Origin of the sequence: Nakamurella lactea DSM 19367 (assembly GCF_000426645.1) — a bacterium.
In the GTDB taxonomy this organism is placed as follows: domain Bacteria; phylum Actinomycetota; class Actinomycetes; order Mycobacteriales; family Nakamurellaceae; genus Nakamurella; species Nakamurella lactea.
In genome coordinates this window covers 165,860-190,471 of the sequence record NZ_AUFT01000006.1, presented here as the reverse complement: position 1 = coordinate 190,471, position 24,612 = coordinate 165,860, and the positions used below count along the sequence as shown (strand labels likewise).

Below are 24,612 nucleotides of genomic sequence, written 5' to 3'. Positions count from 1 at the left end.
TGACGAAAACCGTTCCAGGACACCGTTTTCGAACAAGGGATTAACACAAGTGCTCGACGTCAACTTCTTCGACGAGTTGCGCATCGGCCTCGCGACCGCGGACGACATCCGCGCCTGGTCGCACGGTGAGGTCAAGAAGCCCGAGACGATCAACTACCGCACCCTCAAGCCGGAGAAGGACGGGCTCTTCTGCGAGAAGATCTTCGGCCCGACCCGCGACTGGGAATGCGCCTGCGGCAAGTACAAGCGGGTTCGGTTCAAGGGCATCATCTGTGAGCGCTGTGGCGTCGAGGTCACTCGCGCCAAGGTGCGCCGCGAGCGGATGGGGCACATCGAGCTGGCCGCCCCTGTCACCCACATCTGGTACTTCAAGGGCGTCCCGTCGCGCCTTGGCTACCTGCTCGACCTGGCGCCGAAGGATCTCGAGAAGATCATCTACTTCGCCGCCTACCTGATCACCACCATCGATGACGAGCAGCGGCACACCGACCTGCCGACCATCGAGGCCGAGCTGGGTGTCGAGCGCAAGAACATCGAGAACTCCCGCGACGCCGACCTGGACGCGCGCGCCAAGAAGCTCGAGAACGACCTCACCGAGCTGGAGGCCGAGGGTGCCAAGTCGGACGTGCGCCGCAAGGTGCGCGACGGCGGCGAGCGCGAGCAGCGGCAGATCCGCGACGGTGCCCAGCGCAAGCTGGATCGTCTGGACGAGGTGCTGGACACCTTCAAGAAGCTCAAGGTCGGCGACCTGATCGTCGACGAGCTGCTGTACCGCGAGCTGGAGGATCGCTTCGGCGACTACTTCACCGGTGGCATGGGCGCCGAGGCGCTGAAGAAGATCATCTCCGACTTCGACATCGACGCCGAGGTGGAGTCGCTGCGCGACACCATCAAGAACGGCAAGGGCCAGAAGAAGCTGCGCGCGATCAAGCGGCTCAAGGTCGTTGCCGCGTTCCAGCAGACGCAGAACTCGCCGCTGGGCATGGTGCTCGACTGCGTTCCGGTGATCCCGCCGGAGCTGCGGCCGATGGTGCAGTTGGACGGCGGCCGGTTCGCCACCTCCGACCTGAACGATCTGTACCGCCGGGTGATCAACCGGAACAACCGGCTGAAGCGGCTGATGGACCTCGGCGCGCCCGAGATCATCGTCAACAACGAGAAGCGGATGCTGCAGGAGGCCGTCGACGCGCTGTTCGACAACGGCCGCCGCGGCCGGCCGGTGACCGGACCGGGCAACCGCCCGCTGAAGTCGCTGTCCGATCTGCTCAAGGGCAAGCAGGGCCGGTTCCGGCAGAACCTGCTCGGCAAGCGCGTCGACTACTCCGGCCGCAGCGTCATCGTGGTCGGGCCGCAGCTCAAGCTGCATCAGTGCGGCCTGCCCAAGCTGATGGCGCTCGAGCTGTTCAAGCCGTTCGTGATGAAGCGGCTGGTCGACCTGAACCACGCACAGAACATCAAGTCCGCCAAGCGGATGGTTGAGCGTCAGCGCCCGCAGGTGTGGGACGTGCTGGAGGAGGTTATCGGGCAGCACCCGGTGATGCTCAACCGGGCACCCACCCTGCACCGGTTGGGTATCCAGGCTTTCGAGCCGCAGCTCGTCGAGGGCAAGGCCATCCAGCTGCACCCGCTGGTCTGCGCCGCGTTCAACGCCGACTTCGACGGCGACCAGATGGCTGTCCACCTGCCGCTGTCGTCCGAGGCGCAGTCCGAGGCTCGGATCCTGATGCTGTCCAGCAACAACATCCTGTCGCCGGCCTCCGGCAAGCCGCTGGCCATGCCCTCGCTCGACCTGGTGACCGGCCTGTACTACCTGTGCGGGCTGAAGCCGGAGGGCACCGGCGCCGGGCAGGTCTTCTCGTCCTCGTCGGAGGCCATCATGGCCCGCGACGCCGGACTGATCGACCTGCGGGCGCCGATCAAGGTGCGGCTGACGGGCGTCGTTCCCGGCCCCGATGCGGAGCTGGCCGACGACTGGGAGGCCGGGCAGCCGTGGCTGGCCGACACCACCCTGGGTCGGGTGCTGTTCAACGAGCTGCTCCCGGCGGACTACCCGTTCATCAACGAGGAGATGCCGAAGAAGCGGCAGGCCGCGATCGTCAACGATATGGCCGAGCGCTACCCGATGTCGCTGGTCGCGCAGACGCTGGACAAGCTCAAGGAGGCCGGTTTCTACTGGGCCACCCGTTCGGGCATGACGGTCGCCATCCACGACGTCGTCATCCCGAAGGAGAAGGAAGCCATCCTCGCCTCGCACGAGGCGGAGGCGGCCAAGGTCGAGAAGTCGTACCAGCGAGGCAACCTGAGCCACGCCGAGCGGAACAACGACCTGGTCCGGATCTGGGAGAACGCCACCAAGGAGATCGAGGCGGCCATTCCCGGGGCGTACCCGAAGGACAATCCGGTCTACGTGCTGGTCGCGGCCGGCGCTGCCGGTAACTGGATCCAGGTGCGGTCGCTGGCCGGGATGAAGGGCGTGGTGGCCAACTCGCGCGGCGAGCAGATCCCGCGGCCGATCCGGTCCAGCTTCCGTGAGGGCCTGTCGGTGTTGGAGTACTTCATCAACACCCACTCGGCGCGCAAGGGCCTGGCCGACACCGCGCTGCGGACGGCGGAGTCCGGCTACCTGACCCGGCGGCTGGTCGACGTCAGCCAGGACGTGATCGTCCGGGAGAACGACTGCGGCACCGAGCGCGGCCTCGAGCTGCCGATCGCCGACATCTACGCCGACGGCAGTGTGCACCCGCACGAGCACGCCGAGACCTCGATCGAGGCCCGGATCCTCGCGGTGGACGTCACCGACGGCAAGGGCAAGGTGCTGCTGGCGGCCGGTACCGACCTGCGGGACGAGCACATCGCTCCGCTGCTGGAGGCCGGGCTGCGCAGCGTCAAGGTGCGCTCCGTGCTCACCTGTGAGGCGGCCATCGGTACCTGCGCCGTCTGTTACGGACGGTCGCTGGCCACCGGCAACCTGGTGGACGTCGGCGAGGCCGTCGGCATCGTCGCCGCCCAGTCGATCGGTGAGCCCGGGACGCAGCTGACCATGCGGACCTTCCACACCGGTGCGGCGTCGGGTTCCTCCGACATCACCCAGGGTCTGCCGCGTGTCCAGGAGCTGTTCGAGGCCCGGGTTCCGAAGGGTCGGGCGCCGATCGCCGACGCCGCCGGCCGGGTGCAGATCGACGACAGCGACAAGTTCCTCAAGATCACCATCGTGCCGGACGACGGCAGCGAAGAGGTCGTCTACGAGAAGCTGCCGAAGACCCAGCGGCTGGCGACCATCGCGGTCGATGGCAGCGAGCGGCTGCTCACCGACGGCGACCACGTCGAGGTCGGCCAGCAGTTGCTGGAGGGCAACGCCGATCCGCACGAGGTGCTGCGGGTGATGGGTGCTCGTCAGGTGCAGATCCACCTGGTGCGCGAGGTGCAGAACGTGTACCGCGCGCAGGGTGTGTCGATCCACGACAAGCACATCGAGGTGATCGTCCGGCAGATGCTGCGTCGGGTGACCGTCATCGATTCCGGCTCGACCGAGTTCCTGCCGGGCGCGGTGATCGAACGCGGTGAGTTCGAGAACGTGAACCGTGCGGCGATGGCCGAAGGTGGCGAGGCGGCCGCCGGCCGTCCGGTGCTGATGGGCATCACCAAGGCGTCGCTGGCCACCGACTCGTGGCTCTCGGCGGCCTCCTTCCAGGAGACCACCCGGGTGCTCACCGATGCGGCGATCAACGCCAAGAGCGACAAGTTGGTCGGCCTCAAGGAGAACGTGATCATCGGCAAGCTGATCCCGGCCGGTACCGGCATTGCCCGGTACCGCGACATCGCGGTCAACCCCACCGAAGAGGCTAGGGCCGCTGCGTACGCCCTGCCGGCGTTCGACGACACCTACTACACCGGCGATTTCAGCGCCAACACCGGTGCGGCAGTGCCGTTGGACGATTACGACATGGGTCGCGACTACCGCTGAGGTATCGTTGACGCAGAGCATCACCCACGGGGGGTCGAAGTACCCTCCGGGAGGTTGACGAAGGGGCCGGTTCCGTCAGGGACCGGCCCCTTCGACTGTCCGCCCCTTTCCGCGAGGATCAACTTCTGCGGCGAGGATCAACTTCGGCAGGTTGGTCCGGTTTGTCGGGTCTGACGCCGAAGTCGATCCGCGCACGGCCGGCCGGATGTCGCTCAAGGCTTGACCTTGACATGATGTCAAGGCCTGGACTGGTCGCGGAGGTGATGTCCGATGACGTCCATCGGCGACCTGCAACACCCTTCTTCGTCGGTCCGGTTGCGCACCGCGATGGCCGCCGGCGTCGGCCAGGACGACCGGCATCTGGAGCCGTTGTTGCGGCGCTGTGCCGTCGAGCCGGATTTCTTCGTGCGGGACACGCTGACCTGGGCCCTGACCCGGTATCCGGCCGAGTGCACAGTGCCGCCTCTGCTCGAGCTGGCCCGGTCCGATGCGGCGCAGGCGCGCAGCCAGGCCCTGCACACCCTGTCGAAGATCGCCGACCCGCGCGGCTGGTCGGCCATCAGCCCGGAGGTGTTGCAGGATCCGGACGACGAGGTGGCCACGGCCGCCTGGCGGGCAGCGGTGGTGCTCGTCCCGATCGAGCAGCGGTCGGAGTTGGCCGCCCGGCTGGGTGCCCAGCTCGGTCGCGGCGGGCGTGACGTGCAGCGGAGCCTGAGTCGGGCGATGGTCGCACTCGGTGAGGCCATCTGGCCGGTCCTGCGTGCGCGCCTGGCCGATCCGGACCTCGCGGTCCGGCGTCATGCCGTCGCCACCGAGCGGCTGTGGCGCGATCCGGAGTCGGGGTTCGACAGTGTCGACCAATGAGACGGTGCCGACCGGTGCGACGATGCTGATCGGTGAGGTGTCGCGGCGGACCGGCATCAGTGCCCGGATGCTGCGGCACTACGACGCGATCGGTCTGCTGGCGCCGGCCGAGCGCTCCGCGGGTGACTACCGCCGTTACTCGCCGGCGGACCTGCAGCGACTGCTGCACATCGAGTCGCTCCGCTCGTTGGGCCTGCGGCTCACCGAGGTGAAGCGGGCGCTGGACGAGGGCGACCCGGGGCCGGCGGAGGTCGTCGACCAGTTGGTGGTCGGTACCCGGGCCCGCATCCGGCAGGAACAGGAGTTGCTGCACCGGCTGCACCGGGTGCGGGCCGGCGGGCCGGCGGACTGGACCGAGGTGCTACGGATCATCGCGCTGCTGCGCGGCCTGGATTCGGCGGATCCGCAGCGGCGCCAGCGGGTGGCGTTGACCCCGGCCGGCCCCGAGGGGCTCCCGGTGCGGGAATGGGTCGACGCGGTGCTCGGCGAGGACGACCCGAATGTCGCCGGCGCGCTGCGGTGGGCATTGGCGCGATCGGCCGGAGACCCGCTGCCGTTGTTGGCCGCCGCGCTTGACGCCCCGGACGGGGAGACCCGGCGGCGGGCGGTCACCGCGATCGCCGAACTCGACACCGCCGCCGCGCTCGAGGTGCTGACCAGGGCGCTGGAGCATCCCGATCCGGCGGTCCGCGGGCGAGCCGCGGTCGCGGTCGGGTCCAAGGGCATCGATGCGGCCCGCGCGGCACTGATCGGGCTGGTCGCCGATGGGGTCGACGATGTGGCGGCGGCCGAGGCCCTCGGTGTGCTGGCCGCCGGACCCGGAGTCGCCGATCGCATCGTGGCGGAGATCGCCGAGCGATTGCACCGCGTCGGGGCCACCGGCGCCGCCCGCGGCCGACTGGCCCAGGCGCTGGGGGAGTTGCCGACGGTCGCGACGCGTGAGCTACTCACCACGCTGGCCGGCGATCCCGAGCCCCGGGTCGCCTTGACCGCCGTCTATCTGCTGCGCCGATCGCGGACCGGCCGGTAACCACTGCGACGCCGGGTACCGACCTTGGTCGGTACCGACGCCCGTCGGCCGGCCCTACGCTGACGTGCGATGACGAACCAGCCCTGCACGCCGCAACCGCGGGTGTCACGCACCGAACTGTGGGTCACCGTCGTGGGCGTCGGCCTGCTGATCGGGTTCACCCTGTTCGGCCAGTTGAGCAGCGGTGCCGGTGCGCTGCCACTGTGGGGTCAGATCACCGTGGCGGCGGCGGCCATCGGCCTGCTGCCGGTGCTGCTGCGGCGACCGGTGCCCGGCGCCCTCGGGCTGACGGCGCTGGCCGGTGTGTCCGGCATCGCCACCCCCGGCTCGACCTTCGCGACGTTCTACGTTGCGCGTACCCGGCCGCTGCCGGTGGCCATCGCGGTCGCCGGCGCCGGGGTGGCCGTGCACCTGCTGCGCTGGTGGTGGGAGCCGATGCCCGGCCTCGGCTTCGGCTGGTGGGTGCTGCTGGATGTGCTCGCGCATGGGGCGCTGCTCGCCTGGGGCGCCTGCTGGCGAGCCAGATGGGCGTTGATCGGCTCGCTGCGGGAGCGGGCGGCGGCCGCCGAGGCCGGCCGGGAGCGGCAGTTGCAGCAGGCCAGGGCACAGGAGAGGGCGCTGATCGCCAGGGAGATGCACGATGTGCTGGCCCATCGGCTGTCGTTGTTGGCCACCTACGCCGGCGCCCTGGAGTTCCGGCCGGACGCGCCGCCGGAGCGGTTGGCGCAGGCCGCCGGGGTGGTGCGGGCCGGCACCCACCAGGCGCTCGACGAGCTGCGCGAGGTGATCGGGTTGCTGCGGGACGGGGACCCGGAGGCTCCGGCCCGGCCGCAGCCGGGACTCCAGGAGATTGCCGAGCTGGTTCGCGAGGCTGCCGCGGCCGGCACCGAGGTCACGCTGCGGGCCGACCATGACGATCCGCAGGCGCTGCCCGGCACCACCGCGCGCACCGCCTACCGGCTGGTGCAGGAGGGGCTGACGAACGCGCGCAAGCATGCCCCCGGCGCGCCGGTGACGGTGTCGGTCAGCGGTGGACCGGGTGCCGGCCTGCGGGTGCGGGTGCGCAATGACGCCGCCAGGGTGCCGGCGCTGGTCGGCGGCGGGGCGGGCGCCGGGTTGGTCGGGCTGGCCGAGCGGGTGGAACTGGTCGGCGGACTGTTGCGGCACGGACCGGACGGCTCGGGTTTCGAGCTGGCCGCCGAACTACCATGGCCGGAATGACCCGGACGGTGCGTGTGCTGATCGTTGACGACGACCCGCTGGTGCGTGCCGGGCTGACCATGATGCTTGACGGCGCGACCACTGACGCCGGGTCCGGGCCGCGCGGACGAATCTCCGTGGTGGGGGAGGCGACCGACGGCGACGAGGTGCCGACCGCGCTGGATGCCCATCCGTGCGACCTGGTGCTGATGGACCTGCGGATGCGCCGGGTGGACGGCATCACCGCGACTCGGCGGCTGCAGGCTCGACCGAACGCCCCGAAGGTGGTGGTGCTGACCACCTTTCACGCCGACGAGGAGATCCTCGGCGCGCTGGAGGCGGGAGCGGTCGGATATCTGCTCAAGGACACCCCGCCGGAGCGGATCGTCGCCTCGCTGGTGCAGGCGGCGGACGGTGAGTCGATCCTGTCCCCGGAGGTCACCCGCCGGCTGATCGACCGTGCGGTCGGGCAGCGGGCCGATGCCGGTGGCGCCGGGCGGCTGCTCGCCGGGCTCACCGAACGCGAGGCGGAGATCGCGGGCGCCATCGCCCGTGGCCGGACCAACGCCCAGATCGCCGCCGAGTTGTACCTGAGCGTGGCCACCGTCAAGGCCTACGTGACCGGGGTGCTGGCCAAGCTGCAGGTCGACAACCGCACCCAGGTCGCCCTGCTGGTGCAGCAGGCCGAGCGCGGCTGACCTGGCGGTCAGGGGGTGAGCAGCGCGCGGACCCGCTCGGGGCCGATCGCCAGCAGCAGGGTGGGCAGCCGGGGGCCGGTGTCCTTGTCGATCAGCAATCGGTAGAGCAGGACGAAGAACGTCCGCTGCGCGGCCGACAACTCCTTGTCGCCCTTGACGATCTGGTCGGCAGCGAACCCGCGTTGCACCTTGGGCACCCCGTACACCTGGTGGGTGAGCCCCTCGAGAGTCCAGCCGTCCTCCACGGCCGACAGCTCGGAACCGTTGCCGTCCAACAGCATCCGCAGGCTCTCGCGCTGCTCGTCGGTGGCCGCGGCGAGCAGCTCGGTCGCCGGGCCGGTGCGGACGACCGTGCGGTCCTCGGCGGCCATCCTGGTCGCCACCCAGTGTTCGACACAGTCCAGTCGGGGTCGCAGTTCGTCGACCGAGGAGACCGGGTCCTTCGGGTCCAGCTGACCGACGATGCGCAGCAGCTGGTCCTCGTCACCGGTGGTGATGTCGACGATCGAGGCCAGCGTGCGGTAGGAGATCGGATGCGGGGTGACTGGCAGGCTGCGGTCCGCGACCGACGACGCCCGGACCTGGGCAGCGTATTCGGCCGGGCCGGCCGCACCTTCGGACACCCTGCGCTGCAACGCGTCCCACTCGTCGTACAGCCGCTGGATCTCGGCGTCGAAGGCGATGTCGAACGACTGGTTCGGTCGCCGCCTGGCGTACAGCCAGCGGACCAGGGCCGGCTCCATGATCTGCAGCGCGTCGGCCGGTACCGGCACCCGGCCGCGGGATGACGACATCTTCGCCATCCCCTTGATCCCGACGAAGGCATACATCGGCCCGATCGGGCGCTGCCAGCCGAACAGCGGCGCCAGGTCCTTGCCGACCTCGAACGACGAGCCGGGGGACTGGTGGTCGACGCCGGATGGTTCGAAGATCACCTTCTCGTACGCCCAGCGCATCGGCCAGTCGACCTTCCAGACCAGCTTGCCGTGGCGAAAGTCCTTCAGCAGCACCGTTTCCGAGTGCCCGCACGCGCAACTGTAGGAGAGCTCGGTGGTCGCGTCGTCATACCCGGTGACGGTGGTGGTGTCCCGCCCGCACACCGTGCAGTACGGCTTGTACGGGTAGTACCCGCCGTCGGCGGAACCGTCGTCCTCGGCGGCGGCGCCGGAACCTTCGGCGGCAGCGGCTGCGGCCGCTGCTTCGTCCTCGGACAGCTTCGGGGCCGGCTTACCGCCCTTGCCGGGCGTGCCGCCGTTGCCGGGCTTCGCGCCGGCCGCCGCCGCAGCGTCCAGCGTGCGGTACTGGTCGAGCACCTTGTCGATCTGCGCCCGGTGCTCCATTGCGAACAGGATCTGCTCGGTGTACGCGCCGGACGTGTACTGCTCGGTCTGGCTGATGCTGCGGTAGTCGATGCCCAGTTCGTTGAGCGATTCCTCGCACTGCGCCCGGAAGTGGGCGGCCCAGGACCGGTGCGGCGATCCGTGCGGCGGCGGCACCGAGGTCAGCGGCTTGCCGATGTGCTCGGCCCAGGACTCGTCAACCCCGTCCAGACCGGCCGGCACCCGCCGGAACCGGTCGTAGTCGTCCCAGCTGATCAGGTGATCGGCCGCAATCCCGCGCCGCCGGACCTCGTCGGCCACCAGGTGCGGCGTCATCACCTCGCGCAGATTGCCCAGGTGGATGGGCCCGGACGGGGACAGCCCGGAGGCGCACACCACCGGCGAGCCGAGACGCTGCGCCTCGGCGATCACCTCGTCGGCGATCCGGCTCACCCAGTCGTCCAGCTGCATGTCGCTCACGACTGTTGAGGTTATCGCCAGTCGGTGGCCGACCCGACCACCCGCCCGTCGATGATCATGACGCACAGCCCGGGACGTGCCGGCGAGGTGTCCGATTTGCCGGGCCGGCGCCCATGATCAACCTGAAGGGCGAGCCTCGACCAGGCCTTTCACGGTCGCTGCCGCTCCCTTGCTGTGCAACGAATCCAGAGCCGCCAGATACGGCTCGGTGAAGCGCTCTTCGGTCGCCAGGTCGCCGAACAGGTCGGGGTTGCGGACGAACGCCAGCGGGTCTGACGCCTGGGCGGCCGCGGCGGCCATCCGCTCGTCGGCCAGCCGGTCGACAACGGTGATCGGGTTGCCCTGCTCGTCGACTGCTTCGGCATAACGGGCCCAACTGGCCACGATGGCCGCCGACAGGGTCACGTCCCGCCCCGCCTCCAGGTTCGCCCTGATCACCGGGACCAGCCACTTCGGGATCCGGTCCGAGCTCTCGGCGGCCAGCCGGGCCAGGGTGTCCCGGATCCCGGCATTGGAGAACCGCTCGATCAGCTCGCGGGAATAGGCGTCCAGGTCGATGCCGGGCACCGGAGCCAACGTCGGCCTCGCCTCCCGTTCCATGTAGTCCAGCAGGAAGCGGGCGATGGTCTCGTCCTTCGCGGCATCGTCGACATAGGTGTAACCGGCCAGCACGCCGAAGTAGGCGATGCCCTGGTGCGAGGCGTTCAGCAACCGCAGCTTCATCAGCTCGTACGGCACCACGTCGGGCACCAGTTGGGCGCCGACGGTCTCCCAGGCCGGTCGACCGCCGGGGAAGTGATCCTCAAGGGCCCACTGGGTGAACGGCTCGCAGACCACCGGCCAGGAGTCGTCGATGCCGAACCGCTCGGCCACCGTGGCGCGGTCCGCGTCGGTGGTGACGGGGGTGATCCGGTCGACCATGCAGTTCGGGAAGGCGACGCCGGCGGCCACCCAGGCACCCAGTTCGGCGTCCTTGGCGGTGGCGTACGCGGTGAACGCCTTGGCCGCCAGGTGTCCGTTGCCCTGCAGGTTGTCGCAGCTCATCACGGTGAACGGCGGGATCCCGCGGTCCCGCCGGCGGCGCAGCCCCTCGGTGACCAGCCCGAAGACCGTGGCCGGCGCGGTGCCCGGGCCGGCCGCCAGGTCGGCCCGGATCGGCGCGGGGGAGGGATCGAACTCGCCCGTCACCTGATTGAGGCTGTAACCCCCTTCGGTGACGGTGAGGCTGACGATCCGGACCGCCGGATCGGCGAGCTTCTCCAGCACCGCCTCCGGATCGTCCGGGGCATACAGGTAGTCGACGATCGAGCCGATCACCCTGGCCTCCACGGTGCCGTCCGGGGCCTTGGTGACCAACGTGTACAGGTGGTCCTGGGCGGCCAACACCTCCGCCATCCGCCGGTCCGCCGGCATCACCCCGACGCCGCAGATGCCCCACTCGGTCGCACCGCTGGCGAGCACCCGATCGGTGTACATCGCCTGGTGTGCCCGGTGGAACCCGCCGACCCCGAAGTGCACGATGCCCGCCGTCACCGCGGTTCGGTCGTACTCCGGCACCGGCACGGATTCGCCGATGGCGGAAAGGTTCTGCGCTGTCAGGGCCAGCGGATGGTGGCCTGGTCCGCTCACTTGACAGCTCCCAGACTCAGGCCCTGGACCAGCTTGTCCTGGGCGGCGAACCCGGCGATCAGCACCGGCAGCGAGATCACCGTAGCGGCCGCACAGACCTGGGCCAGGAACTGCCCCTGGGAGGTGACGAAGCCGGTCAGGTAGACCGGTGAGGTCTCCGCGACCACGCCGGTCAGCACCCTGGCGAACAGCATCTCGTTCCAGGCGAAGATGAAGCAGATCAACGCGGTGGCCGCGATGCCAGGTGCGACGATCGGGACGATCACCCGACGGAGGGTCTGGACCAGGTTCGCGCCGTCCAGCGAGGCCGCCTCGAACAGCGCCGGTGGGATGTCGGCCAGGAACGAGCGCATCATCCAGACCGCGATCGGCAGGTTCATCGAGGTGTAGATGATGATCATGAACCAGATGTTGTCCAGCATGCCGATCTTGGTGGCGATCAAATAGATCGGCATCAACCCGGCCACCGCCGGCAGCATCTTGGTGGACAGGAAGAAGAACATCACGTCCGACCATTTGCGGACCGGCCGCACCGACAGCGCGTAGGCGGCCGGGATGGCCAGGATCAGCACCAGCGCCGTGGAGAAGATCGACGCCCACGCCGAGTTGATCAATGGCGGCCACGGGCTGGCGCCGGCCGCGCCGAAGAAGTTCCGGTAGCCCTCGAGGGTCAACGGGGCGAAGAACGCCGGGGTCGACTGTGTCGCATCGGCTTCGGAGTGGAAGCTGGTGAGCACCATCCACAGGATCGGGATGAAGAAGATGATGGCGACCACCCAGGTGAGGGCGGTGATCCAGCCGCCGCCCTTCTTCTTCGGACCGGGGGCCGACGCCGGCGGCACGGCGGCGACCGGGGCGCTGACGGTTGCTGGTTGCGCGCTCATCGGGTGCTCTCTTCCTTGAGCAGGCTGGACACACTGCGCAGGGCGAAGGTGGCGATGATCAGCGACCCGATCACCACGACCACCCCCTGCGCCGAGGCCAGGCCGTAGTTCTGGGCGGTGAAAAGCGTCTGGTAGATCGTGTACGGCAGGTTCGCCGTGCCGAGGCCGCCCGAGGTGATGGTGAAGACGGCATCGAAGTTCTGCACGATGTAGATGGCGCCGAGCAGCCCGGCGAGTTCCAGGTAGCGGCGCATGTGCGGCAGCGTCAGATGGGTGAACATCTGCCACGGGGTCGCCCCGTCCACGGATGCCGCCTCGAGGATGTCCGGCGGGCGGGACTGCAGGCCGGCCAACAGGATCAACGTCATGAACGGCGTCCACTGCCAGATCAGCTGAACCTGGATGCTGGCCAGCGGGAACTCGCTGATCCAGTCCGGACCCGTGATCCCGACGAGGTTCAGCAGTCCGTTCAGCAGCCCGAACAACGGGTTGTAGATGGCGTGTTTGAACAGCAGCGCCGCGGCGACCGGGACGATCAGGAACGGCGCGATGATCATCGTCCTGACCAGGCCGCGGCCGAAGAACGTCCGGTTGAGCAGCAGCGCGATGCCCAGCCCCAGAACGAGGCTGACGAGGACCACGACGACGGTCAGGATGATCGTGGTGAACACCGACTTGCGCAGGTCGCTGTCGGTGAACACCTGGGCGTAGTTGTCGAACCAGGCGAAGTGCCGGTCGTCGGGGCGGAAGGCGTTCCAGTTGAAGAAGGAGATCGCCAGGGTGGCCAGGAAGGGCAACTGGGTCACGATGATCATGAAGACCAGCGCGGGCAGCAACGGTGCCCGGCGGGCCCAGTTGTCCTTCTTGGTCGGCAGGTTGAACCGGGTGCCGGTTCCGGTGGTGTCGCCGGTGGCCTGACCGGTGGCGGTGGCTGAGGTGGCCATGCTCGCTCCTGTGGTGGCTGGGTTCGTGGTCATGTTCGAGTGGTCATGTTCGAGTTCGGGTTCGGGTGGTCGGGTCGACTCGTCGGATGGTCATGACCGGTAGGTGTCGGCGACCTTTTCGGCGAGTTTCTGGCCCTGGGCCATCGCGTCGACGACATCGGTCTGTCCGGCTATTGCGCTGGAGACGTACTGCGACACCTTGGTTCCCAGATCGGTGAACTCGGGAATGTCGACGAACTGGATGCCGACGGTCGGTCGCGGCTGCATGCCAGGGTTCTCCGGATCCGCCTCCTGGATCGCGGTCTTGGTCGCCTCGGCGAAGGCGCCGGCGGCCTTCAGGTAGTCCGCGTTCTCGTACGTCGAGATCCGCTTGCCGGCGGGCGCCCTGGCCCAACCGAGGTCGGCTCCCACCTCGGCCTCGTACTCCTTCGACGACGCCCAGGAGACGAAAGCCCAGGCGTCATCGGCCTTCTGGGTGCTGGCCTCGATGGCCCACGACCAGGTGTAGAGCCAGCCGGACGCCTTGGTCAGCTTGACCGGCGCCTGGACGTAGCCGATCTTGCCCTGTACCGGGGAACCCTCGCCCTCCAGCGAACCGGCGGCCGAGGTGGCGTCGTACCACATCGCCACCTTGCCGGCGGACAACGCGTTCAGGCATTCGGTGAAGCCGGCCGACGGGGCGCCGACCTCACCGTGCTGGCGCACCAGATCGACGTAGAACTGCACCGCGGCGGTGAACTCGGGGGAGTCGACCTTGGCGTTCCAGTCCTTGTCGAACCAGGTGCCGCCGAACGTGTTCACCACGGTGGTGAGCGGGGCGAAGACCTGACCCCAACCGGGCTGGCCGCGCAGGCAGATGCCGCGCATGTCCGGCGCGTAGGTGCGGTCGGCCTTGGCGGCCAGCGCGGCGACCTCGTCCCAGGTCGGACGGTCCGGCATCGTCAGGCCGAGCTTGGCGAAGACGTCCTTGCGGTACATCAGGAACGACGACTCGCCGTAGAAGGGTTCGCCGTAGAGCTTCCCGTCGGCCCCGGACAGCGATTTCGTCATCGACGGGAAGATGTCGGCCTGGTCGAAGGTCGGGTCCGCCTTCACCTGATCGTCCAACGGGTACAGCCAATGGTTCTTCGAGTAGATCGGGATCTCGAAGTTCGACAAGGTGGCCACGTCGTACTGGCCGGCCTGGCTGGTGAACTCGGAGGCCGCCTTGTCCCGCAGGTCGTTCTCCGGCAGCACGGTGAAGTTCACGGTGATCCCGGTCTTGGCCGTGAAGTACTTGTCGGTCAACCCCTGCAGGTCGATCATCTGCGGGTTGTTGACCATCAGCACGTTGATCGACCGGCCGCTGCTGGAGAAGCCGCCGGCACCGGCGCAGCTGACCAACCCGGCGGCCATCATCAGCGCTGCCACCACGGCCAGCGCGCGCCGGCCCACGGACCGGCGGCGACGCCGCAGTGGCGAGCGAATTCCTTGCTGCCTCGGCTGTTTCCTCGATTTCGTCGTCGAATTCGTCATCGACAATGTCCTTTCGTTTGGCAGGCGGCCGGTCACGGTGCGAGGGCGGGGCGGGCTACACCCTGACCACCTGCGGCCCCATGACCGAGTAGCGGTGCGCCTCGTAGGCGGGCAACCCGCTGTCGGTGACCAGCAGCTCGAAATCCGCGATTTCGGCGAACCTGCAGAAGCTGGCGACGCCGAACTTGGTGTGCACCCCGACGAACATTCGCCGTCGGGACACCCTGGCCGCGGTCTGCTTGACCGCGGCCACGGCGGGATCCGGGGTGGTCAGGCCGTGTTCGCGGGACAGGCCGTTCGCCCCCAGTACCGCCAGGTCGATGACCAGCCCGGTGAGCATCGAGGTGGCCCAGTGGTCGACGATGCCCATCGTCCGGCCGCGGACCCGGCCACCGAGCAGGATGGTGGTGTGCCGGGAGTTGGCGGCCAGCGACCCGGCGGCCGCCAACGACGAGGTGACCACGGTCAGCGGGCGCTCGACGACGGCCAGCCGCTCGGCGATCAGCTGCGGCGTGTAGCCCTCGTCGACAAAGACCGTCTCGGCGTCGCCGAGCGCGGCGACCGCGGCCTCGGCGATCCGGTGCTTCTCGGCCACCAGGCTGCCGGCGCGCCGGTCCATGCTGGATTCGAAGCCGGCGCTCTCCACCGGATAGGCGCCGCCGTGGGTGCGACGGATCAGGCCGTGGTCCTCCAGCACCTTCAGATCGCGGCGGACGGTCTCGCTGGCCACCGCCAGTCGGTCGGCCAATTCGGTGACGCCGATGTGGCCGGTGCCGCGCGCGTGATCCAGGATCTGCCGCCGGCGCTCGTCACCCGCCTTGACCGACATGCCACACGCCTCCTCGCTGGGCCCCTGGCGACCACTCGCCGGTGTTACCCGGATCACGATTCGAGGGGGTCACTAACAAGTAGCAGCCCGTTCGGGCCGGGTCGAGTGGCCCAGCTCACGTCGATCCTGCCCGAATCATGCCCGGGTTCGCGCTCCGTCGCCAGGTGGAACGGGCCGAAGCCGGGACTTGGCCGCCCGTTTCCGGGCAGATTCACGCCCGACTGATGTGGAACTCCGGGCAACGCTCCGCACTTCGGGTTAGCGCTGTGGGGCCGGGTGTCGGGAACGGCTCGGATGACGGTCCGTGACCGGTCGCTGCGCCACCGTGGATCCGGCGACCCGTAACGGCGGTTGACGCCGGCCGGGACGGCTCGGAAAAGTGGTGCGGGTCACAGTGCCGGCACCGGGCCGGGGCCGGCGAGCGAAGGATCCAACGATGAGACGTCTGAACTACAGCCGCCGGATCGCCGTCCTGGGGGTCGCCGTTGCGGTGTCCACGGCAGGTGCCGTGTCCGTGGTCGGCGCGTTTCCGGCGGCGGCCGAGGTGTCGCCGCTGCGCGCGGTGGCAGCGCCGGCGGCGACCTCTGTGGCGCCGGCGGCGCAGTCGGGGACACCGGCTAAGGCGAAGTCGGCAGCGAAGGCGACCAAGCTCGCCGAGAAACTGGTCAAGAAGGTGACGGCGGCGAGCGCGAACCGGCACCTGATCGCGCTGCAGCGGATCGCCGCGCAACACGACGGCAACCGGTCGGCGGACTCCGCCGGGTACGACGCGAGCGTCGACTACGTGGTCAGCACGCTGCGCCGGGCCGGGTTCGCGGTCCGGACGCCGACGTTCACCTACGACACGGACGTGGCCGATGCGAATTCCATCTCAGTGGCCGGTACCGCCTACCAGCTGGACAAGATGGCCGAGAGCATCGACACCCCGGCCGGCGGCCTGACCGGTGCCCTGGTGGTGGTGCCGGAGGACGCCACGACCGGTTGTGAGGCAACAGATTTCGCCGGACTGGAGTTGACCGGTGCGGTCGCGCTGATCCGCCGTGGCGGCTGCACGTTCGAGCAGAAGGCGCTGAATGCCGCCGGGCTCGGAGCGGTCGCCGTCGCCATCTCCAACAACGTGCCCGGCCCACTCACCAACGTGACGATCACCAACCAGGGTCCGGTGCCGGTGGGCGGCATCAGTCAGCAGGACGGCGACACCTTGGCCGGGCTGGCCGGCGAGCAGGCCACCGTCGACCTGCGCTACCACGTCGAGCAGGTGCAGCAGCGGAACGTGATCGCGCAGACCCGCACCGGCAAGAAGGACAACGTGGTGATGCTCGGCGCCCACCTGGACAGCGTTCCGGTCGGGCCGGGGATCAACGACAACGGCACCGGGTCGGCCGGGCTGCTGGAGCTGGCGTTGCAGCTGGGCAGCTCGCCGAAGGTGAACAACGCCGTGCGATTCGCCTGGTGGGGCGCCGAGGAACTCGGGCTGCTCGGGTCCAGCGCCTATGCCGCCGGGCTGACGTTCGAGCAGCAGCTCGACATCTCGATGTACCTGAACTTCGACATGATCGGTTCGCCGAACGCCGGCTACTTCGTCTACGACGGCGACGACTCGGACGCCGAGGGGGCCGGCGCCGGACCGTACGGTTCGGCCCAGATCGAGCAGACGTTCACCGACTTCTTCTCGAGCCGGCTCGGTGTCCCGACGCAGGGCACCGACTTCGACGGCCGGTCCGACTACGGCGGGTTCATCGAGCTGGGTATCCCGTCCGGGGGCTTGTTCACCGGCGCCGAAGGTGTGAAGACCGCCGACCAGGTGGCACTCTGGGGCGGCACCGCGGGTATCGCCTACGACCCCTGCTACCACGCGGCCTGCGACAACCTGGGCAATGTGGACCGGGCGGCTTTCGACCGCAACCTGGATGCGACGGCCTGGGCGACCGGGGTCTACGCCTGGTCAACGGAATCGGTGAACGGGGTGCCGCCGCGCGCGGCGCGGGCCGCGCTGCGCGCCGCGGCCATGGCCAAGGCCGGCCCGGCGAAGGCTGGCACGGCCGCGGCTTCCGCGGCGGCAGCCTGAGCTGCCGATGGGTGCCGGACCACCCCTGCGGAGGCGGTAGACTGAAGGCGAGTACCCAGCGCTGTGATTCCGGCTGCCCCCGCCTCGGCGGATCAGTGGGGCCGGAATCGGCGGGACTTCCCAGTTGTTGTACGACGTGGTTGTTGTGATCACCTCGTACGTCAGCCGGGACCCCGTCCGGCACAGGCCCTCGTGAACCGCATCGGTTGGCCCCTTTCCGGGGTGATCCGGTAGAGTTCCCGATCGGCCCAGACTAGCTGGGTCCTTGTCGCATGCTCGGGTTCGGACGGCCGATTTCGATCGACGCCGGCTGTGCCTCACATCCGCCCGGCACCCGTCACAAGCTCTACCTCGACGCAGCACCAGAAGACAGGAAGAAGTAGCCAGCACATGCCTACGATCCAGCAGCTGGTCCGCAAGGGCCGCAAGGACAAGGTCACCAAGACCAAGACGCCGGCGCTCAAGGGCTCCCCGCAGCGCCGCGGCGTCTGCACCCGCGTCTACACGACCACCCCGAAGAAGCCGAACTCCGCGCTGCGCAAGGTCGCCCGGGTGAAGCTGACCAGCCAGATCGAGGTCACGGCCTACATCCCGGGTGAGGGTCACAACCTGCAGGAGCACTCGATCGTGCTCGTTCGCGGTGGCCGGGTGAAGGACCTTCCTGGCGTTCGTTACAAGATCATCCGCGGCTCGCTCGACACCCAGGGTGTCAAGAACCGCAAGCAGGCTCGTAGCCGTTACGGCGCGAAGAAGGAGAAGAGCTGACATGCCCCGTAAGGGACCCGCTCCGCGCCGGCCGATGATGGCCGACCCGGTCTACAATTCGCCGCTGGTCACCCAGCTCGTCAACAAGGTGCTGCTCGACGGCAAGCGCTCGATCGCCCAGTCGATCGTCTACGGCGCCCTCGAGGGCTGCCGGGAGAAGACCGGCACCGATCCGGTCGTCACCCTCAAGCGCGCGCTGGACAACGTCAAGCCCTCCCTGGAGGTCAAGAGCCGCCGGGTCGGTGGCGCCACCTACCAGGTGCCGGTCGAGGTTCCGACCCGCCGGCAGGGCACGCTGGCCCTGCGCTGGCTGGTCGGTTACTCCCGCGCGCGGCGTGAGAAGACCATGACCGAGCGGCTGATGAACGAGCTGCTGGACGCCAGCAACGGCCTGGGCGCTTCGGTGAAGCGTCGCGAGGACACGCACAAGATGGCCGACTCCAACAAGGCCTTCGCGCACTACCGCTGGTAGTCAACCGGAACCGCGGCCGGCCGGCAACGGCCGACGCGGCACGAGAGAAAACACGAGAGACAAAGAGGAAACCCGCAGTGGCTGAGAAGGCCCTCGACAAGGTTCGCAACATCGGCATCATGGCCCACATCGATGCCGGTAAGACCACGACTACCGAGCGGATCCTGTTCTACACCGGCATCACCTACAAGATCGGCGAGGTGCACGACGGCGCCGCGACGATGGACTGGATGGAGCAGGAGCAGGAGCGCGGTATCACCATCACCTCCGCTGCGACGAAGACGCAGTGGAAGGGGCACACGATCAACATCATCGACACCCCCGGCCACGTCGACTTCACCGTCGAGGTGGAGCGCTCGCTGCGGGTCCTCGACGGCGCAGTCGCGGTCTACGACGGTGTCGCCGGCGTCGAGCCGCAGACCGAACAGGTCTGGCGGCAGGCGGAGAAGTACCACGTGCCGCGGATGTGCTACGTCAACAAGCTCGACCGCACCGGTGCGAACTTCTTCCGCTGCGTCGACATGATGGTCGAGCGGCTCGGCGCCACCCCGGCAGTGCTGCAGCTGCCGATCGGCGCCGAGGGCGACTTCATCGGCGTCGTCGATCTGCTGACGATGAAGGCCTTCACCTGGCGCGGCGAGACCAAGATGGGTGAGGACTACGAGATCGAGGAGATCCCGGCGGATCTGCTCGAGCAGGCCAAGGAGTACCGGGAGAAGCTGGTCGAGGTGATCAGCGAGAACGACGACGAGGCGATGCTGTCGTTCCTGGAGGGCGAGGAGCTCTCGGTCCCGGAGCTCAAGGCCGCGCTGCGCCGCGCCACTCTGGCCTCCAAGGTCAACCCGGTGGTCTGCGGTACCTCGTTCAAGAACAAGGGTGTTCAGCCGATGCTGGACGCGATCGTCGACTACCTGCCGTCGCCGATCGACGTCGGCGCGGTGCACGGCACCCTGCAGGACGGCGTCACCCCGGCCGAGCGCGAGCCCGATCCGAATGCGCCGTTCAGCGGCCTGGCGTTCAAGATCGCCACCGATCCGCACCTGGGCAAGCTGACCTACGTGCGGGTCTACTCGGGCACCCTGAACACCGGTACCCAGGTGATCAACGCCGTCAAGGACCGCAAGGAACGGATCGGCAAGATCTACCAGATGCACGCCGCCAAGCGCGAGGAGCTGCAAAGCGTCTCGGCCGGTGACATCTGCGCCGTGATGGGTCTCAAGCAGACCACCACCGGTGAGACGCTGGCCGACCCGGCGAACCCGATCGTGCTGGAGTCGATGAGCTTCCCGGACCCGGTGATCTCGGTGGCCATCGAGCCGAAGACGAAGGCGGACCAGGAGAAACTGGGCGTCGCGATCCAGAAGCTGGCCGAAGAGGACCCGACGTTCAAGGTCAAGAACGACGAGGAGACCGGGCAGACCGTCATCTCCGGGATGGGCGAGCTGCACCTGGACATCCTGGTCGACCGGATGCGCCGCGAGTTCAACGTCGAGGCCAACATCGGTAAGCCGCAGGTGGCCTACCGGGAGACGATCCGCGGCACCGTCGAGCGGCTCGATTACACCCACAAGAAGCAGACGGGTGGCTCGGGCCAGTTCGCCAAGGTGCAGATCAAGGTCGAGCCGCTGGACATGACCCAGTCCGAGGGCGCCACCTACGAGTTCGTCAACGCCGTTACCGGTGGTCGGATCCCGAAGGAGTACATCCCCTCGGTGGACGCCGGTGCGCAGGACGCGCTGCAGTACGGCATCCTGGCCGGCTACCCGATGCTCGGCGTCAAGCTGACGCTGCTCGACGGTGGCTACCACGAGGTCGACTCGTCGGAGATGGCGTTCAAGATCGCCGGCTCCATCGCGATCAAGGAAGCGCTGCACAAGGCGAAGCCGGTGATCCTGGAACCGCTGATGGCCGTCGAGGTCGTCACCCCCGAGGACAACATGGGTGACGTGATCGGCGACCTGAACTCCCGTCGTGGCCAGATCCAGTCGATGGACGAGCGGGCCGGCGCCCGGGTCGTGCACGCGCTGGTGCCGCTGAGCGAGATGTTCGGTTACGTCGGCGACCTGCGGTCCAAGACCCAGGGTCGGGCCAGCTACTCGATGGTGTTCGACAGCTATGCGGAGGTTCCGCAGAACGTGGCGAAGGAAATCATCGCTAAAGCAACAGGCGAGTGACGTCGGTGAGTGACGGGACTTGAACCCGTCACTCACCCCGTCATCCATGTTGTTGTCATAGACGAGACGGTCTCGGAACACCTTCGGAGACCGTCACGGGTCCGGGCCAGCAGGCCCGGTCCAGATCCACTCAAGCGTTACCTCGGTCGATCCGATCGCGGGGCGCAGGAACAAGTCCTGAGGAGGACAGCAGTGGCGAAGGCCAAGTTCGACCGCAGCAAGCCGCACGTCAACATCGGCACCATCGGACACGTTGACCACGGCAAGACCACCCTGACCGCGGCTATCTCGAAGGTCCTGGCGGAGAAGTACCCGGATGTCAACACCGCCGCTGCGTTCGACGAGATCGACAAGGCGCCGGAAGAGCGCCAGCGCGGTATCACCATCAACATCTCGCACCAGGAGTACACCACCGACAAGCGGCACTACGCCCACGTCGATGCTCCGGGTCACGCCGACTACATCAAGAACATGATCACCGGTGCCGCTCAGATGGACGGCGCCATCCTGGTGGTCGCCGCCACCGACGGCCCGATGCCGCAGACCAAGGAGCACGTGCTGCTGGCCCGCCAGGTCGGCGTGCCGTACATCCTTGTCGCCCTGAACAAGGCCGACATGGTCGACGACGAGGAGATCCTGGAGCTCGTCGAGCTCGAGGTCCGCGAGCTGCTCGCCTCCCAGGAGTTCGACGAGGACGCCCCGGTCGTCCGGGTCTCCGCGCTGAAGGCCCTCGAGGGCGACCCGCAGTGGGTCAAGAGCATCGAAGAGCTGATGGAGGCCGTCGACGAGTCCATCCCGGACCCGGTTCGCGACACCGAGAAGCCCTTCCTGATGCCGATCGAGGATGTCTTCACGATCACCGGTCGTGGCACCGTCGTCACCGGCAAGATCGAGCGCGGCGTGCTCAAGGTGAACGAGGAGGTCGAGATCGTCGGTATCAAGGAGAAGTCCTTCAAGACCACGGTCACCGGCATCGAGATGTTCCGCAAGCTGCTCGACTCGGCACAGGCGGGCGACAACGCCGGCCTGCTGCTGCGCGGCACCAAGCGCGAGGAGGTGGAGCGCGGCCAGGTCGTCGTCAAGCCGGGCTCGATCACCCCGCACACCGAGTTCGAGGCCCAGGCCTACATCCTGGGCAAGGACGAGGGTGGCCGGCACACGCCGTTCTTCAACAACTACCGGCCGCAGTTCTTCTTCCGCACCACCGATGTGACCGGTGTGGTGAACCTGCCGGAGGGCACCGAGATGGTGATGCCCGGCGACACCACCGAGATGACCGTTCAGCTGATCCAGCCGATCGCCGTCGAAGAGGGCCTGCGGTTCGCCATCCGTGAGGGTGGCCGCACCGTCGGCGCCGGTTCCGTCACGAAGATCATCAAGTAATTCCAGCAGTCCGGGAAACCCCCGTCCGGCCTCGTGCCGGGCGGGGGTTTCTGCTGTCCTGGCAGCCTTTCCACGCTGGCAACCTTTCCACGCTGGCAACCTTTCCACGCTGGCAGCCTTTCCACCAAGCCTCGCAAGGCAATTCGTGGTGCGCAGGGCGAATTTGCCCTGCGCACCACTGGTGGCGTTGCGAGGCTTGCGGGACCCGGCGTTGGGGGACCGGCCTTGTGGGGCCCTGCCGTGCGCCGGCTCATTCCGGGAGCCGGACCGGTGGCCGGGTGACGACCTTTCCGCGGATGACGCCGGCGGTCACCAGCGATCGGCGGGCCTTACCGGCTCGCAGGATCCGGTTGGCAAGTTCGGCAGGGTTGCGCAGGTCGTCCCAGCTGACGCGGATGACGAGCCAGCCCAGTTCCGTCAGCCGCTCCTCCCGACGCTTCTCCCGGAGCACCGCATCGACCGCGTCTTCGCCCGGGCGGAGCAGTTGGGTGTACTTCTTCTTGCCGTCGAACTCGATCAGGATGCCGAAGGCCAGGATGGCCAGATCGACGCGGGCGACGAAAGTCCCTTCCTCGTCGTAGATCTCGACCTGCAACTCGGGCTCCGGCAGGCCGCGTCCGCGCATCGACAGCCGCAGCAGGCTCTCGCCGGGGCTCTCGGACCGGCCGTCCACGCAGCCCAGCGCCCGGGTCGCCGCTGGGGTGCCGGCCCGGAACTTGGCCTCGAGCAGGGCGGCGGCGATCAGGTCTGTCGTCGCCGTGCCGGCCTGCAGGGCGGCATCGGCGGCCGTCACGGTGGTGGCGGGTTTCTCGCAACGCCCCAGATCGACCAGGGTCCGGGCAACGGTGGTCAGTTCGATGCCACCGAGCGTCATCCGCATCGATGCCGGCAGTTCGCCGACGTGTACCCGGCGGGCGGCCGTACGGGTGCCGCCGCCGTTGCCCGGTCGGGTGAGGTGCACGGCCCCCAACTTCGTCCGCACCAGCGGCAGCCCGTGCAGCGCCGCCGCGGACAGATGGCTGACGATCAGCCCCGGCGAGCGCGCTGCCATCGCGTGCACCCGGACCACGTATCTCTCCTCGGGCGTGAGCGCGAGGTATGGCTCGGTGTCGACGTACACCCCGGTGGCCAGCCGGGTGAATCGGCCGGCGGCCAGTGCCGCGCGGATCTCGGCATCGGTGGCACCGGCCTGCAGCATCGCGCTGCGCTGGCGCAAGCAGGGGAGCATCGTCATGCCGTCCACCGTTGCGCGGCGGCGAGGATCCGGTGGGAGCGCCGCCTCCCGCTGTGGACAGACGGAGCCGGGTGGACAACGGCCCGCGGCCGCCGAAGGTTCGCAACACTATTCGTGGGTCGCAAGGTGAAATCGGCCCGCGAACCACTGGTTGCCTTGCGGACCCTTGGCCGATGCCGCGGCCGGCGGCTGACCGCCACCGATGTCGACTGGGCCGTCGGGGAGGGGATCGAGCTCAACGGGCGCTTGACCTCATCCGCGCGTGAAGTCCTATCGTTGACCTCCCGAACGAGAGGACTCTCATGCTGATCTGCGCCACCTGTGCCGTCGAGTACGACGAGCCGACGCCCGATGTCTGTCCGATCTGCGCCGACGAGCGGCAATGGGTGCCATCGGACGGCCAGCATTGGACAACGCTGGACGAGATGACCGCAGCCGGGCAGCAACTCACCTTCACCGACAACGAACCGGGGCTGACGGGGATCGCCACCGACCCGAAGGTCGGCATCGGCCAGACCGCTCAGTTGCTCAGTACGCCGGAGGGCTCGCTGCTCTGGGATCCGACCGGGTACGTCGACGACGAGGCGGTCCGCCGGGTGCTGGATCAGGGTCCGGTACTGGCGATCGCGGCCAGCCATCCGCACATGTTCGGCGTCCAGGTCGAATGGTCGCACCGGCTCGGCGATGTCCCGGTGTTGGTGGCCGAGGCGGACCGGGAGTGGTTGGGCCGCAACGACTCCGTCGTCGAGTTCTGGTCCGGCAGCCGGCAGATCACCGAGGGGGTGACGGTGCACCAGGTCGGCGGCCACTTCGTCGGAAGCGGCGTCGTGCACTGGACGGCCGGGGCTGACGGCAGGGGCGTGTTGCTCACCGGGGACAGCGTCTTCCCGAACCCGGATCACCGCTCGGTCGGCTTCCTGCGCAGCTACCCGAACAAGATCCCGCTGTCCGGGGCGGTTGTCCAACGGATTGCCGATCAGCTGGAACCGCTGGCCTACGACCGGATCTACGGAAACTTCAACAACACCATCGACACCGATGCCAAGGCGGCGCTGCGGATGTCCGCCGACCGTCACGCGGCCTGGGTGCGCGGCGACTTCGACCACCTGACCTGACGAGTTCGTCCCGGAGACGCCGTCAGGGCAGCTGTCACCCGACTG

General features: G+C 68.5%; 18 protein-coding genes. 11 read left to right on the top strand and 7 right to left on the bottom strand.

The genetic code is table 11. The features are described 5' to 3' along the window. The first annotated feature begins 49 nt into the window (after positions 1-49). From K340_RS0106620 to K340_RS0106600, 5 genes are all read left to right on the top strand, one after another. On the top strand, positions 50-3,964 hold the full coding sequence (locus tag K340_RS0106620; protein ID WP_029136145.1) for a DNA-directed RNA polymerase subunit beta': 3,915 nt from the start codon (positions 50-52) through the stop codon (positions 3,962-3,964). Positions 3,965-4,234: 270 nt separating this feature from the next. Next, on the top strand, positions 4,235-4,828 hold the full coding sequence (locus tag K340_RS0106615; RefSeq protein ID WP_029136144.1) for a HEAT repeat domain-containing protein: 594 nt from the start codon (positions 4,235-4,237) through the stop codon (positions 4,826-4,828). After that, positions 4,815-5,858 (top strand): MerR family transcriptional regulator, encoded by a 1,044-nt coding sequence (locus K340_RS0106610; RefSeq protein WP_211229297.1) that lies wholly within the window; start codon positions 4,815-4,817, stop codon positions 5,856-5,858. The genes K340_RS0106615 and K340_RS0106610 overlap by 14 nt, the downstream gene beginning before the upstream one ends. Positions 5,859-5,927: 69 nt before the next feature. Next, on the top strand, positions 5,928-7,079 hold the full coding sequence (locus tag K340_RS0106605) for a sensor histidine kinase (RefSeq protein WP_029136142.1): 1,152 nt from the start codon (positions 5,928-5,930) through the stop codon (positions 7,077-7,079). Continuing rightward, the gene (locus K340_RS0106600; RefSeq protein ID WP_029136141.1) at positions 7,067-7,756 is read left to right on the top strand and encodes a response regulator; all 690 of its coding nucleotides are present in this window, start codon (positions 7,067-7,069) and stop codon (positions 7,754-7,756) included. Before K340_RS0106605 ends, K340_RS0106600 begins: the two co-directional genes overlap by 13 nt. Before the next feature lie 8 nt (positions 7,757-7,764). On the opposite strand, the gene lysS is transcribed toward K340_RS0106600, so the two are convergent. The 6 genes from lysS to K340_RS0106570 form a co-directional block, all read right to left on the bottom strand. Then, entirely contained in the window at positions 7,765-9,546 is a 1,782-nt protein-coding gene (gene lysS / locus K340_RS0106595; protein WP_037363279.1) for a lysine--tRNA ligase, read from the bottom strand. A gap of 126 nt (positions 9,547-9,672) precedes the next feature. Next, positions 9,673-11,184 carry a mannitol dehydrogenase family protein gene (locus K340_RS0106590; protein ID WP_211229296.1) on the bottom strand — a complete coding sequence of 504 codons (1,512 nt, stop codon included), beginning with the start codon at positions 11,182-11,184 and terminating at the stop codon, positions 9,673-9,675. Continuing rightward, a complete protein-coding gene (locus K340_RS0106585) occupies positions 11,181-12,068 on the bottom strand; it encodes a carbohydrate ABC transporter permease (protein ID WP_029136138.1) in 888 nt (295 codons plus the stop codon). The genes K340_RS0106590 and K340_RS0106585 overlap by 4 nt, the downstream gene beginning before the upstream one ends. Beyond that, on the bottom strand, positions 12,065-13,012 hold the full coding sequence (locus K340_RS0106580) for a carbohydrate ABC transporter permease (protein WP_084614117.1): 948 nt from the start codon (positions 13,010-13,012) through the stop codon (positions 12,065-12,067). The genes K340_RS0106585 and K340_RS0106580 overlap by 4 nt, the downstream gene beginning before the upstream one ends. A gap of 90 nt (positions 13,013-13,102) precedes the next feature. Beyond that, positions 13,103-14,479: an ABC transporter substrate-binding protein gene (locus K340_RS0106575; protein WP_029136136.1), complete on the bottom strand. Its 1,377-nt coding sequence runs from the start codon at positions 14,477-14,479 to the stop codon at positions 13,103-13,105. Between the two features lie 103 nt (positions 14,480-14,582). Beyond that, positions 14,583-15,356 carry a DeoR/GlpR family DNA-binding transcription regulator gene (locus tag K340_RS0106570; protein ID WP_029136135.1) on the bottom strand — a complete coding sequence of 258 codons (774 nt, stop codon included), beginning with the start codon at positions 15,354-15,356 and terminating at the stop codon, positions 14,583-14,585. A 436-nt stretch (positions 15,357-15,792) separates the two neighbouring features. On the opposite strand from K340_RS0106570, the gene K340_RS27955 reads away from it, so the two are divergent. The 5 genes from K340_RS27955 (at position 15,793) to tuf (ending at position 22,218) form a co-directional block, all read left to right on the top strand. Continuing rightward, positions 15,793-17,424, top strand: a complete 1,632-nt coding sequence (locus K340_RS27955; RefSeq protein WP_084614115.1) for a M28 family metallopeptidase — start codon at positions 15,793-15,795, stop codon at positions 17,422-17,424. Positions 17,425-17,814: 390 nt separating this feature from the next. Beyond that, positions 17,815-18,189, top strand: coding sequence for a 30S ribosomal protein S12 (gene rpsL / locus K340_RS0106555; RefSeq protein WP_029136134.1), 375 nt, complete (start codon positions 17,815-17,817; stop codon positions 18,187-18,189). Position 18,190: 1 nt separating this feature from the next. Then, positions 18,191-18,661, top strand: a complete 471-nt coding sequence (gene rpsG / locus K340_RS0106550) for a 30S ribosomal protein S7 (protein ID WP_029136133.1) — start codon at positions 18,191-18,193, stop codon at positions 18,659-18,661. 77 nt (positions 18,662-18,738) lie between these two features. Further along, complete coding sequence (fusA, locus tag K340_RS0106545) at positions 18,739-20,835, top strand: elongation factor G (RefSeq protein WP_029136132.1); 2,097 nt, start codon at positions 18,739-18,741, stop codon at positions 20,833-20,835. Positions 20,836-21,027: 192 nt separating this feature from the next. Continuing rightward, positions 21,028-22,218, top strand: coding sequence for an elongation factor Tu (gene tuf, locus K340_RS0106540; RefSeq protein WP_029136131.1), 1,191 nt, complete (start codon positions 21,028-21,030; stop codon positions 22,216-22,218). A 250-nt stretch (positions 22,219-22,468) separates the two neighbouring features. On the opposite strand, the gene K340_RS27950 is transcribed toward tuf, so the two are convergent. Continuing rightward, the gene (locus K340_RS27950; RefSeq protein ID WP_154674109.1) at positions 22,469-23,452 is read right to left on the bottom strand and encodes a hypothetical protein; all 984 of its coding nucleotides are present in this window, start codon (positions 23,450-23,452) and stop codon (positions 22,469-22,471) included. A gap of 302 nt (positions 23,453-23,754) precedes the next feature. Here K340_RS27950 and K340_RS0106530 point away from each other — a divergent pair, with 302 nt between their 5' ends. Beyond that, positions 23,755-24,567, top strand: a complete 813-nt coding sequence (locus tag K340_RS0106530) for an MBL fold metallo-hydrolase (RefSeq protein ID WP_029136130.1) — start codon at positions 23,755-23,757, stop codon at positions 24,565-24,567. Positions 24,568-24,612: the final 45 nt, after the last annotated feature.